The sequence below is a fragment of the Candidatus Campylobacter infans genome, assembly GCF_013416015.1.
Classification (GTDB): Bacteria; Campylobacterota; Campylobacteria; order Campylobacterales; family Campylobacteraceae; genus Campylobacter; species Campylobacter infans.
This window is the reverse complement of sequence record NZ_CP049075.1, coordinates 1259849-1272366: the sequence shown is the minus strand read 5'-3', so window position 1 is coordinate 1272366 and position 12518 is coordinate 1259849. Positions and strand designations below refer to the sequence as shown.

General features: G+C 40.7%; 17 protein-coding genes. 12 read left to right on the top strand and 5 right to left on the bottom strand.

Annotated elements, in window-relative coordinates:
• Nucleotides 1-29: 29 nt before the first annotated feature.
• The 12 genes from CINF_RS06395 to CINF_RS06340 all read left to right on the top strand — a co-directional run bounded on the left by CINF_RS06395 (nucleotide 30) and on the right by CINF_RS06340 (nucleotide 5756).
• A complete protein-coding gene (locus CINF_RS06395; protein WP_179974933.1) occupies nucleotides 30-344 on the top strand; it encodes a hypothetical protein in 315 nt (104 codons plus the stop codon).
• Nucleotides 322-777, top strand: a complete 456-nt coding sequence (locus tag CINF_RS06390) for a hypothetical protein (protein WP_179974932.1) — start codon at nucleotides 322-324, stop codon at nucleotides 775-777. The genes CINF_RS06395 and CINF_RS06390 overlap by 23 nt, the downstream gene beginning before the upstream one ends.
• Complete coding sequence (locus CINF_RS06385; RefSeq protein ID WP_179974931.1) at nucleotides 767-1582, top strand: PD-(D/E)XK nuclease-like domain-containing protein; 816 nt, start codon at nucleotides 767-769, stop codon at nucleotides 1580-1582. Before CINF_RS06390 ends, CINF_RS06385 begins: the two co-directional genes overlap by 11 nt.
• Before the next feature lies 1 nt (nucleotide 1583).
• Nucleotides 1584-1748, top strand: coding sequence for a hypothetical protein (locus CINF_RS06380; RefSeq protein ID WP_179974930.1), 165 nt, complete (start codon nucleotides 1584-1586; stop codon nucleotides 1746-1748).
• Nucleotides 1749-1998: 250 nt separating this feature from the next.
• Nucleotides 1999-2673, top strand: coding sequence for a hypothetical protein (locus CINF_RS06375; RefSeq protein WP_179974929.1), 675 nt, complete (start codon nucleotides 1999-2001; stop codon nucleotides 2671-2673).
• A gap of 25 nt (nucleotides 2674-2698) precedes the next feature.
• Nucleotides 2699-2944, top strand: coding sequence for a hypothetical protein (locus tag CINF_RS06370; RefSeq protein WP_179974928.1), 246 nt, complete (start codon nucleotides 2699-2701; stop codon nucleotides 2942-2944).
• Nucleotides 2945-2953: 9 nt separating this feature from the next.
• A complete protein-coding gene (locus tag CINF_RS06365) occupies nucleotides 2954-3565 on the top strand; it encodes a single-stranded DNA-binding protein (protein WP_179974927.1) in 612 nt (203 codons plus the stop codon).
• A gap of 49 nt (nucleotides 3566-3614) precedes the next feature.
• Entirely contained in the window at nucleotides 3615-3947 is a 333-nt protein-coding gene (locus tag CINF_RS06360) for a hypothetical protein (protein WP_179974926.1), read from the top strand.
• 9 nt (nucleotides 3948-3956) lie between these two features.
• On the top strand, nucleotides 3957-4145 hold the full coding sequence (locus CINF_RS06355; RefSeq protein WP_179974925.1) for a hypothetical protein: 189 nt from the start codon (nucleotides 3957-3959) through the stop codon (nucleotides 4143-4145).
• Nucleotides 4142-4579, top strand: coding sequence for a hypothetical protein (locus CINF_RS06350; protein WP_179974924.1), 438 nt, complete (start codon nucleotides 4142-4144; stop codon nucleotides 4577-4579). The genes CINF_RS06355 and CINF_RS06350 overlap by 4 nt, the downstream gene beginning before the upstream one ends.
• A gap of 13 nt (nucleotides 4580-4592) precedes the next feature.
• A complete protein-coding gene (locus CINF_RS06345; protein ID WP_179974923.1) occupies nucleotides 4593-5135 on the top strand; it encodes a hypothetical protein in 543 nt (180 codons plus the stop codon).
• A 42-nt stretch (nucleotides 5136-5177) separates the two neighbouring features.
• Nucleotides 5178-5756 (top strand): hypothetical protein, encoded by a 579-nt coding sequence (locus CINF_RS06340; protein ID WP_179974922.1) that lies wholly within the window; start codon nucleotides 5178-5180, stop codon nucleotides 5754-5756.
• Here the strand turns inward: CINF_RS06340 and CINF_RS06335 are convergent.
• From CINF_RS06335 to CINF_RS06315, 5 genes are all read right to left on the bottom strand, one after another.
• Nucleotides 5742-6977 carry a DNA adenine methylase gene (locus CINF_RS06335; protein WP_179974921.1) on the bottom strand — a complete coding sequence of 412 codons (1236 nt, stop codon included), beginning with the start codon at nucleotides 6975-6977 and terminating at the stop codon, nucleotides 5742-5744. The two genes, CINF_RS06340 and CINF_RS06335, sit on opposite strands and share 15 nt — an antisense overlap.
• A 23-nt stretch (nucleotides 6978-7000) precedes the next feature.
• Nucleotides 7001-8617 carry a terminase large subunit gene (locus tag CINF_RS06330; protein ID WP_179974920.1) on the bottom strand — a complete coding sequence of 539 codons (1617 nt, stop codon included), beginning with the start codon at nucleotides 8615-8617 and terminating at the stop codon, nucleotides 7001-7003.
• Between the two features lies 1 nt (nucleotide 8618).
• Nucleotides 8619-11150, bottom strand: a complete 2532-nt coding sequence (locus CINF_RS06325) for a hypothetical protein (protein WP_179974919.1) — start codon at nucleotides 11148-11150, stop codon at nucleotides 8619-8621.
• A 71-nt stretch (nucleotides 11151-11221) separates the two neighbouring features.
• Nucleotides 11222-12175: a hypothetical protein gene (locus tag CINF_RS06320; protein WP_179974918.1), complete on the bottom strand. Its 954-nt coding sequence runs from the start codon at nucleotides 12173-12175 to the stop codon at nucleotides 11222-11224.
• Nucleotides 12123-12518 (bottom strand): phage head completion protein, encoded by a 396-nt coding sequence (locus CINF_RS06315; RefSeq protein WP_179974917.1) that lies wholly within the window; start codon nucleotides 12516-12518, stop codon nucleotides 12123-12125. Before CINF_RS06315 ends, CINF_RS06320 begins: the two co-directional genes overlap by 53 nt.

Sequence of the window (12518 nt, the reverse complement as noted above, 5' to 3'; positions counted from 1 at the left end):
AATTTCAATGAAAAAGCGGGGGTTAAAAAATGAGTTTTATAGATGCCACTAACAAAGAAAAAATTTTTTCTAAGTTAAAAACTGAAATAAAAAATACGATAGATGCTAAAAAATATCACCTAGGGCGAGTTATGAGAGAGAATTTAAAAAATAAAGCTCAAGACAAAAATGTTAGCGAAAATGATATTACATACAAACTTTTGTATGAGCTAGCAGAGGAAGAAGTCGAATTTTTGATGGCTGATGTAGAGTGGTATAAAATTCTACTTGAAAAAGAAAAATCAAAAAAATGGTATAAAAAATTATGGGAGAGCGTTAAAAATGAGTTTAGCAAGCGAGATTAAAAATAGCAAGAGATATTTTAAACACTTGCGAGCATTGCCCGCGCAAATTTCAAAAAAAGGACAAGAAATGAATATAGAAAAAACACTAAACGCGCTTAATGATGTAAGCACAAATGTTATCGATTTAAAAAACGAGCTAAACGCAAAATTAAACGATGAATTATTACACAAACTAGTGCGTATCGAGGGGTCTTATGCAGATTATTCACTGTCAATAGATGTTAATTATGATGTTTGCGAAGACGGCAATTACAAACTGAGTATAGTAGTTAATTACATCGAGCGAGCTTCAACTCGAAACCCGATAGATTTTGAAATATATTGCGACAGAATTAGATTGATTATTAACACTACAACAAGAGATGCTCAAAAAATCGCAAGTTTAGCCCAATTTTGCGAACGCAACATTTTAGGGGGACTTAATGACGAATAGCGAATACCACGCGAGCCCAGAAATCAGCAATAGCGATTTAAAGCTATTTGCTGAAAGCCCGCGAAAGCTTGAATTAAAAAAATTAGGTGAGTTAGAGCAAGAGCAAACGCAAGCTCTTGCGCTTGGCTCGGCACTTCATAAGCTAGTATTAGAGCGCGAGAGCTTTGCTAGCGAATACGCAGTGCTAGAAAACTGCGACAGGCGCACAAAGGCTGGCAAAGCATATTATGATGAATTTTGCCAAAAAAACGCGGGCAAAGAGATTTTAAGCGCGGATGTTTTCGCGCAAATTTGCGCGATGGAGCAAAGCATTTACTCAATCCCGCGCGTTAGAGAGCTTTTAAGCTCAGGTGTGGCTGAAAAGCCGTTTTTTGCGGAGCTTAATGGGGTTAAGTGTAAGTGTAAAGTTGATTTTTTATCTACTAGCACAAATGCCTTAATTGATGTTAAGACGACTAGCTCTTTAAAGGATTTTAAACGCGCAATGGGCGCGTTTGGCTACTTCACACAAGCTAGCTTTTATGCCGATATTTTAGAAAAAAATGGCATTCAAATTGATAGTGTATTTTTCATAGTCGTTGAAAAAACCGCGCCGTTTTTAACCGGGATTTTTAGAATTGATTACGCGGATTTAGACGGCGGGCGCGAGATATATTCAAAACGCTTACAAAAGCTAAAATTTTGTAGAGAAAATGGCTTTTACCCGCCGCTTTACGAGAACATCGCCTTAAATTATAATGGGGATTTTATCTATGAAATGGAGCTTGTCGTAAAGCCAAGTTTTTACGATATTGAAAGGGGTTAAAATGGATTTAGCATTGTTTAAAAAGCTTAGCGAGCTAGGCTTGCGAGACGGTATTTTGCGCTTTGCTTATATAGATGAGCGCGGGCGCGCTTGGGCGATTGTAGCGCGCTATGTTAATAGCAAAGCTGTAAGCACTTATTTAAAATCTATAAAAAAAAGGGGCTAAGATGGAGCAAGAGCGAATAAGAAAAATTTTTGACGAACTCGCGCAAGTTTGCGAGAATTTTGCCAAAAGATGAACAAAGCGAGAAAAGCGATGATTGAGCTATTTAAACTAAAAAATAAAGCAAAATTAAAGTCTGTTGCGCTTTGGCGCAAGATTAATGATGTGCTTGTCGCGCTGATTATTCTTATACTCTCAGCGTGCGTAGCTAGTGTAATTTTTCAAATGATTTAAAATTTTAAAAGGATTAAAAATGAGTAATGAATTAGTAGCATTAGAGCTAAAAACTAAGGCTTTTGAATTAGAGCAAAGACGAGCATCCGCACTGGCTAAGTGCGCGTTTTTTCCGCAAAATCTGCGCGGTGATGTAGCGAGTGCCTTAATAATTTATGATTTAGCCGAGCGCACAGGTGCTAGCGTGTTAGAGATAGCACAAAATCTCTACATCATTAAAGACAAACCCGCCTTCTCAACTCAGTATATGGTGGGGCGACTAAACGCCTCAGGCTTAATAAAATCACCACTAAAAACGATTATAAGCGATGATAAAACATCAGCTTACGCGACCGCGATTGATAGTGCCTCAGGTGAAGTTTTAAAGGGGATGACAATCACGCTAGATATTGCCAAAAAAGAGGGTTGGCTTGGCAAAGCTGGGTCAAAATGGCAGACAATGCCTGAGTTAATGCTTAGATATCGCGCGCAAAGCTTTTTTATAAGCGAATTTTATCCGCAAATCAAGCTCGGCGTAAAAATCAAAGAAGAAGTAGATGATATGCTTGCCCAGAGTAAAGACGAAGAGCGCGTAGCTACCACAAAACAAGATTTAAGCGCGTATAAGCCAACACCGCAAAAAGAGCTATTTAATGATGAAACAATCGATGTTGCGCCCGCCGAGCCTGATGAAGTCAAAAATCAAAAAAATTGAAAATTTTAATTAAAAGGAGCTTTTTATGAAAGCATTATTTACAACAAAAGAAGTAGCAAAAATTTTAAATATCTCAATTGGCACGCTAAATAGAGTAGCAAGCCCAGCTTATAAAGACCACCCATTTTATTTAAAATTTTCGGGCGGGCGGGACTACCGCAAAGCGCGACTTTACCCGCGCAACATTGTAAAAGCTAAGCTTATCGAGTTTGGCGTAAGCGATGAATGCGCAGACGAAGTTTTGAGCGCATTTGATGCGCAAAGCGCGTAGGGACAAATGATGTTTATTATAACTTCGTTAAAATCGCGCTTAGCTAAAAAAGACTTCAAACAAGCGCAAAATGGAGCAATTTTTTGCGTTGGCTCGCTTGCTACAAATAAAGTGGCATTTGACAAAGAATCGGGCGCGTGGATTACGCAATCAACTTGCTTTTTAGATTTTATCGCTTTTGATTATAACGCTAGCAAGCTAGAACACGCCCAAGTCGGCGATATAATCGCCATCAGTGGTGAGCTAGCCCAAGAAAATTACCAAGACAGCGCGGGCAATCCGCGCACAAGCTATAAAATCATCATTAAAGATTTAGTAATTTCACCAAAACAATCCGCACAAAACGCGCAAGCGGAGCCAAGCGCAGCTGGGCAAGCAAGACAAAATTTCGCCCCGCAAGCGCAACCCCAAGATGTGCGCTCGCAATGGGCGCAAGCCCCGCAAGCGCAACAAGCTCAGCCCGCGCAGTTGCCTGGGTCTGCGCAAGTAAAGCGCGCGCTATCACAGCGACCAGCCAGCGCGCAACAAGCGCAAAATTTTGATAATTTGCGCCCCGGCGATAATTGGGATAAGGCGATTATTGATGATAATTTCCCAAACGATGATGATATTCCGTTTTAAAAGCTTGTTTGGTTAAATTTTACATAATGTAGCAAAATAAGGAGCAAAAATGAGTGATGAAAACTTTATTAATAACGCCTCTAGGCAAGAAAAAAGCAGCGAACAATTAGACAGATTTGTCAATCGCTTACAAAAGTTAAATAAGAACTTTAACTCTTATTCCGCGGTTGATTATGCGTTTGATCTACATTGTATTTTAGAAAAAATATCAAGCAAGGACGGCAAAATAATAGATGAAATATTCAGTGAAACGCTGGGTGAAGCACTAGATGAAACAAAAAATACGCGAATGCAAAACGCGTTGCTTTTAAGAGCTAGTGTGTTAAATTCATTCCAAAATTTAGTGTGCCTAGCAAATAAAATAGGGGCGCAAAAGGATTAAGGGCTGAAAATGTATCCAAAAGAGATAGAAAAAATGATGTATTTTAAAGAGCTAAAAAAAGAGATTGATGCGCTAGAATTAGCGATTATTCAATATTTTAGCGCAAGTGCTAGCGAGCAAGCGCAAGATTTGAAAATGTTGCTAGCAAGCTTTAAAGAAAAGCTAAAAATTTACTATTTAAAAAAGGACAAACAATGACCGAGATGATTAAAAATTTTAAGATTTTATCGCTTTATGATGATGTTTTAACTAATCAAGCAATAGCAAGCTTTGAAAAATCAAGCAAAGAATACGCCCGCACTCTTAATAACAGTCTTGACGGCTCTACGCACTTTATCTGCATTGTAAAAAGTGTGTGTAAAATCGCGTGGCTTATGATAGCGTGCTTCCCCCAGCAAGGCAAAGAACAAATCATCAACACCGCTGATATGATGTGGCGTTGTAAAGATGCCCGCGCGGTAGCTATAAGCGAGCTAATTACTTCTTACAATAAATTCTTAAAATCGATTGATAAAAAAGATTTATCAACCGCAAAAAGAAATGCAACGCGCTTTTTGTATTTGGTTAGCGTTTTTTGCGGGCGCAACGCACGCGCTTTTAGTAAAGAAATGATGAGCGCGTTAGAGAGATAAAAAAGGAGTTAAGATGAGCGATAGATATATTTTAGCGCGAGATTATGCGAACGCGCGCGGGCTTAGCGTGGATGCGTTTATTACGCAATTAATAAACCTAGAAAAAAAAATACAAGCGCGCCCCAAGTCTTTTCGTTTTTCGCTTTATTATGGGGCGTTTGAAAAAAGATTTACCAAAGAGCGACTTAGAAAACAATATTTCATAAATGATGATTTAATATACGCTAGATTAAAAGCACGCGCTGAGCTAATAGATATTATTTATGCGTTAGACGCGCGCTATCGCTATCTAGCAGAGAAAGGCACCCCGCGCAGGTCTTGGCGCACTGAGTTTGCGAGCGATTATATAGCTTATAAGAAAAGCTCTAAAAAAAGCTTTTCTAGTAAAGATTTTAATCGTTACTACATGCGCGCATACTCACTCCTTAGCAATTTTCATTTTTACAATTTAGAATTGCTCCAGTTTTTCACTAAATGGCTTTTAGAATTCCATAATTTTAAATGGCAAGGCGCGCGCGCGTGGTATTCACAATTTGTGGATTTCAACGATGAATAAGTAAAATTTTGTTATTATCGCGCCTTTTTTAAGGGGGGCAAAATGGAGAGAGCAAAACTAGGGCGCGCGGTTGGGCAAACTTACGATGGCGATTTAATCTACAAATTTGCGCCAGGTTGGGGTATCACTTCGCGCCGTGATATTTTAAGATTTGCTGAATATAACAAGAGCTGGCAAACGCCAAATCGCGCTGTTGTGCTAAGCGAAGTTTTAGATATCAACAGCCAAACGCTAATAAGCGATATTCTAAATAATATCATCGACTTGCGCGCTTTGGTGGTCGATAATTTTTTTATTGATTTATTAGAGTGCACGATTGACGATGATGGCTTCGAGCTTGACGAAACTTGGGAGAGCAACGAATATTATGATGTAGAAATTTTGCTCTATCGCGGATGGGTAGTCAATTTAGACTCACTCGAAGTTATCGAGCAAGGCGAGCAAAGCAAAGAGATAGAGAGCAAGCTAAACGCGCTAATAAAAGCACTTGATTATAGAGAGCTTGGGCGCGAGAGCTTTGTGGAGCAGAGCTATTTTAACACCACCGCACAAGACGAGCATTACTTTTATAAAAAAGCCCCGCGCGCAAGTTTAAATCGCGCGAGCTTAGAGTGTGAATAATCGCTCTATTGCTACGCGATTTTTGGTGAATTTTGAGCCACCACGCTTAAAATTTGCTATTTCTTTAAACTCGCTAGGCGCGCAATATTCGCTTAAATAAATATCATAGCCTTTTGTTTTTAGCTTTTCTAAGTATCCATAAAATTTGGCGTGATTAAACGCGCTTTTGCTGTAGGCTTTACACTCCGTTTTATAATACGGCGGGTCGGCGTAAATTACGCACTCAGCGGGCTTTGGCAAGCTTACTTTTGAATAATCTTTATTGAAAATTTTAATATCTTTTGCGCGCCCCTCGAGCGCGCTAAGCTCATTTAGCTGAGTTATTACGCGCTGATGTTTTAGCTCGCTCGCGCTGCTAACACTGCTTAGCAAATAAAAAGCGTTTGTAAGCGAAGTGGAGGCAGTTGCGGGCAATTCATCAAAATCCACAAGCTCTAAAAATTCGCGCATTTTTTCGTAATTTTCGCGCGTTGGCATTTGCCATTGCAATTTTTGAAAATAATGCGATGCGCTAGATGTATTTAAGCGCGCAATTACTTCTTTAATACTAAGCCCCGCTTTTTTGCGCGCGCTATTTAAATACTCGCGCATTTGCTCTTTTTGCAGGTTTTTATGCGCGCCAAAGCTTACTTTTAGAAAATCCCTAAATTTGCTTGCGCGCGCAAGCGCAGGGGCTATCTCATCCAAGCTTGAAATGCCAAATTCTTTTAGCTCGCTAAAATCGCCCTTGGTCGCGCTATCATAAGCCCCCATAAAGCTTTCTTTATAAGTTGCGTAAATATAATGTAAGCCCAAGCCTGAAAAGCTCCACACATATTTTATAAATTCATCGCTATTTTTGCGCTCGTAATACTCTTTTTTACTTACAAATTCATCTCGCCCTTTGTATTTACCCGCAATTGCGCCTTTAAAAAGCCTTAAAATATCGGCGTTAGTATCGTTTAGAATGATTTTTTCATATTTATTAGATATTAGCGCGCAATGGCTCATCGCACATCCGCCCGCAAATAAATCGACAAAATACTTGCGCTTTGGCAAAAGCTCTATTATCTTTTTAGCAATTTTATTTTTAGAGCCTTGATAGCAAACCCCAAAGCGCGAGAATTCGCGCACTGATGGCGTTTTAGCAACTTCGCTATAATCTAGCCATTTAAAATAAAAATCTAAATCTTTGCTCTCAAATCTTGGCAAATTTTGATGTTGTGATAATTCTAATCTCATTCATTTTCCCTTTAAAATTTTAATTATAAAAAGCGAATTGATGGCTCAGGGACTGGCTTGTCTTGTCCGCTTAAACTCATCATCGCATACGCCATAATTAAAGCCACCACGCCATCAATTTTTTCGCGCGATTTTTTCTTTGACGGCTTGATGTTATCACTCGCATCTCGCTCTAATTCTACATTTGAAATCATCCAGCGCAGAACTGGGTTGTCGTTATGAATTAAGCGTTTATTCATCGCTAACGAGTAAATTTCCTTAGATGGCGCGCTCATCGAGGCAAAGCCTTGCCCGTATTGTGAAAAAGCCAGCCCATCGTCATTTTGTAGCTTATTCATAATTTCGTGGCTATTCCACCTGTCATAAGCTGAAAGCTTGATATTAAATTGCTCGTTAATTTCTACAATATCGCGCCTTAAATAATCATAATCTATCACATTTCCCGGCGTCACGCGAATAAAGCCTTGATTTATCCAAGACAAATAAGGCACTCTATCGCGCCTAGCCCTTGCTTGCGCGCCACTTTCAGGTAGCCAAAAAAATGGCTTTATTTGATAAAGCGGCGGCTCGTTTTCTCTATCAATCCGCGCTAATAACACATAAGCTGTAATATCATTAACCGAGGCTAAATCTAGCCCGCCAAACCACTCCAAATTCTCGCTTATTTCAAGCTTTGGTGCGGATTGCCAAATTTCATCATCAATCCAAGCGCTCGATGAACTCGCCCAAATGTTGAGGTGTTTTGTCTTAAAGCTAAGCTCTTCTTCGCTGTTGCCTTGCGTTTTCAAAAATCTATCCCGCAAGTTTTCAATCAAAACGCCAGAGCCAAGCGCGGGATTTGCTTTTATCCACTCAGCCTCATCGCGCCAGTTTGCGCTGTCGGCTTCAAATATCATAGAATAAAAGCTATCATCTTTAATAATGCCTGAGCGCACTTGCTTTGCGTAATCGTATTTTTGTTTCATAATGCCGTTTTGATTGTAGCCTGCTGTTGATATTATAATTGCAAGCGGGTTTGCGCGGTTAATAGTGCCTTCCTCTAACACCCGCCAAAGCTCGCCATCTTTGGCAGCGTGAAGCTCGTCATAGACGAACACATAAGGCTTTAAGCCATCCTTGGTAGAGGCATTCGCTGTTAGCACCTTAACAAAATTTTTAAATTTTGATTTGGTTTCTATCGTTTTTGTAGATTTAAAGCAAGAGCAATTTTTGCTTAAAGTTGCGTCTTGATTTATCATCGTTTCCATTGCGCCAAAAATAATTTTTGCTTGCTCGGTTTCATTCGCCGCGCAATAAATCTCTTTGCCTTGCTCGCTATCTGCGAACAAAAAATAATTTAGCAAAGCGGCGATTAGCTCGGTTTTGCCGTTTTTGCGGGGTAAAAAGAGCAAAGCGGTTTTATATCTGCGCGTTAAGCTTTTTTTATTAAGCGTTGCTATTACATCGATTAAAAATTTTATTTGAAAAGGCAAAAGCGCAAAGCGGTGCCCTGCGAATTTACCCCCCGTATGTCGCAAAAGCGAAACAAAGCCAACGACTTTTAGAGCTAGCTTTTCGTCTATAAAATACTCGCTTTTTGCTAGCTCTTTATTTGCGCAAGCGATGTAATCGCGCGCTTGCTTGATAATCTCGCTTGACATCTTATCTTTTTGGCACTAGCACCGCGCGCGCACTGTGAAATGGGTGAGAGCCCGTTAAATATACATTCCTACTAAAAAGCGCACCTGTGGCAATGCTCTCATCAACGACATAGCCAACATTTGGCGCGTAAGGGAGCGCATTAACGCCCCCGCCGTAAGCGCGAATTTGCGGATCGCGTTGCGTGGTGTCTGGGGCAATAAAATTCATTGCTCCATAAGCATATGTGCCAAGCTCGCTTTTTGCGGTATTTAGCGTAAATAGCGCGCCATCAAGCATTCTATCTTGCGTTAGATTAGAATACGCAAAAATCGGGTTTGTGCCGGCGTTGCTATTGCCTGCGCGCCCCGTGGCGTTTCGCCCCGTGGTGCTTATTTGCGCGTAATCGCTGCTAATCGTGGAGGCGTTTTTGCTCGTAATTTGGGGCAATAAATCTAAGCCTTTGAGTGCGTAAGTTTGATCTAAAATCGTTAAAATGCCTAAATCGCACTCACTATATCCCCCGCCAAAATCACTAATCCCGCACGCTTGCCCGTTATGGCAAGTATAGCCCGCACGCGTATCAAGCCCTGTAGCATATGCGCCAACGCGCTGGGTCGAGTATTGACGCCCCCGACATTCCTTAGTGTAATACATTGTATATTTTTTATCAACTGATGTTTTTTGCGCGAACAACAGGGATTTATTTAAATACGCGCAAATATTTTCGGGGACTTTTTCTTTTGTTTCGTATTTTTTCACGCAGGCTTGCTTATGGGCTTCTGCTAACAAGTAATGCGCCCCGCGCAAAAATGCTGAGTGCAGACATACGCGCTCATTTACTTGCTTTACCGCATCTATAAAAAACGCGTTATTTTGGATGGATGAATTATACCCCTGTAAAAAATCAATTGTGTTACACTCAAATGAATCTTTGATTTTGCTACTTGCTTGCCAAGAGCACACAGCCCAGCCCGGCTTAAAGCACGCTTTGCCACCAGTGCGCCAACCTGCGCTGTTTGATATTAAATACTTACTCACATAAACAAAATCATACGCTGTGCCATCGCTTTTTTCAAAGCCATAGTGGCGAATGTAGCCCGGTTTTGACTCAAAAGATATTGAAATTTCGGGCGTATCGTAAAGCTCTTTAATGCGCGTATTTAAATCGACTTTATACCAAAAGCAAGGTATTTGAACGAACACTGAGCCATCTGGGGTTTGCCAATTGGCAAAATTTGCCGATTGTGGATTGTCGTTATCAATCATTGCTATTAGCCCATTTTCAAGCGCGTGCTCTTTATTGTAAGCAAGCCCCGCGCCAAATCCGCCAAGCTCGCCATAAATAGTTTTGTCTTTTTTAATGGATGTTTCAATTCTCACAGGCTCTGAGAGCGCGCCCCTGTTGTCTTTTGCGCGCACTTGAAAGCTTACGCGCGTTTCATCTACGCTTATGTCGTTGATAATGAATTTGTGAGAATTGCCCGCACTAATTTCTGCGGACTCTACGCCTACTAGGCTAGGCTGAGAGATAGACTGGACGATGTAGCTAGTAACTGAGCCATCAGGGTCAGTTGCTCCCGAAAACGCAAAACTATAAGTAGAATTTGCTTTTATTGTTTTAGCAAAATCGCCTGTGTTGGTTGGCGCGGTTGGTATTTGATTTGATAATAGTTTTAGATTAATCGCAATTCGCGGGCTTAGCGCGCCGGCATTATCGACCGCGGCTACTTTAAAACTAATATTTGTATCATTTTCAACTGCTTTAACGACAAACTCGTGGGGCGAGCCTGCGCTTACGCGTTTGTTTTTTACTTCAAGCAGGGGCGATGATATTTCGCTAACTTCGTAAGCTTCTATCGTGCCATCACTGTCAGTTGCCCCTGAAAATACAAAAGAATAGCTAGTGTTAGCACTTAGCTCTTTAACAAAATTTGCGGTGTTGGTTGGCGGGGTTGGCTGGTTGTTTTGACTGATGATTGTTGATTGTGAGCCACGCCAAACTTGCGCGCCAATTTCGGCATTCTCGCAAATAAAAAATTCAGCGGTGGATGTATTTAGCCAAAGCGCGCCAATTTGCGCGTTTTGCTCGGCAATAGATGGATTTCTATCTGCTTTGTATTTAAAGCCCCCGCCAGTGCCGGTGCCGGTTGCGGCGATTTGTGCGTTAAGATTAGCATTTGCGCTATCAATGATAGATTTTAAGTCGTTTTGCTTTGCGCTAATTGCGTTATTTAAATTTGCTTGGGCTTGTCTTGTCAAATCGCTTAGTGTATCTTGCGATGATTTAGCAAGATTATTTAAGCGCATTTCGTTGCTTTGAATAGTTGTCGTAAGCTCGCTAGCAAATTGCTCTTTAAGAGTTGTAATTTCTTGTTTTGTGGCTTGTAGCGCGGATTGATTTTGCGCGCTGATTTGGCTTATTTCTTGCGCTAATTCGTTAGTTTCAGTTGCGAATTTTGGCAGTGCTTGAACGAACGCGTCTGCGCGGTCGTTAAAGTTGGATGTGTCGCGTGAGCTTGGTGGGGTTGGTAATTGTGTAATTTGCTTTGCCATTTTTTTCACCTTTTTAAAATTTTGATAATTTTAAATTCTTAAAAGGATTTTGTAAAGAAAAAGGCAAAATTTTAAATCACACCCTCAAAGCTCAAATCAAGCTCGCTATAATCGTGTGCATTTACGCGCAGCGAATAATCACTTAAAATGCCAAAAATCGTTAAGCTATCAAGCCCGTCTGAGGCTCTACTATCGCCCACAAAAAGCGACAATCCGCGATTTCTAGCATTATCTAACACATTTACAATTCTATCAGCATCTTTTGTTTGCGTTACTACCATACAATTCGCGCGCTTTGCTGTTTTGCCCTTTCTCACTACTGAATTGCCCCATTCGTCAGTTGTCTTTTTTGCGTAACTAATAGCAGAAATTTCAGGTTGAATTAGCGTTTCGCCGATGTATTGCGAATTGCCCACAATTAGCATTCCAAGCGCGGATTTGCCATCTTGTGCGCGTAAAATGATTTGAATTTCCCCGCTCATCTCGGGCAGTTTAAAAAATATATCTTTTTTTACTCTAAATCCGCCATAAAAATATTGCCACCAGCTCCCACACTCACGCACTAGCGCATTAAAGCCAACAGGCGCAAAGAAGTAGTCCCACCAACTTTTAACCCAGCCATTTGCGCCTCGAATATCTAAATTTGGTATTTCAATGCGCGAGCAATAACAATTTAAAAACGCTATAGCGCTTACGCGCTCTTTTACATTGATTGTTATTAGTAAATCGCCGTTTGCTGTGGTTTGCGAGTGTAAAAGCTCATCGCTAAAAGCGCGCGAATTTGTAGCTCCATAATCAACGAAATTCTCGGTATCTAAATCGGGGCTTTTGCTAGATGTAAAATCCTTAGTTGCGCGGTATTTTTTGCCGTTATAGATATAATCTTGCCCTTTTTTGACAGCCAAATTTGCGCTCCAAATCGGCAAGCTTTCATCTACTGCGGATGTGGATTTTATCTCAAAATCCACAGGCTCAACTACTAGCATTATCAACCCCCCAAAAATCGCGCTCATTAACGCTATCATTTAGCAATTCGCGCCTTGCTAGCTCGTCAGCTACCATCACAAAACACTTATTTTTGCCTGATTCGTCAATCACACTTTTAATATCAAAATAGCGCGCATTCTCGCCCACGCCGTAGCGAGCGATTAGCCCCGAGTGGAGCATTCGATTTGCGCGCGTGATTATTTTAAAGCGCGTTACTTGCGAATTAATCGCGTTTAAATCTAGCTCACTTCCACTCAAAGCTAGCAATTCGCACCACGCCTCGCACAAAAAGCAGGGCTTTTTAATAGTTTCGCCAAGCGAGCTTATTTGCTCGCTAAAAGTGTAAAAAGCTAGCTTATATCTTAAATTAGCAATATTCAT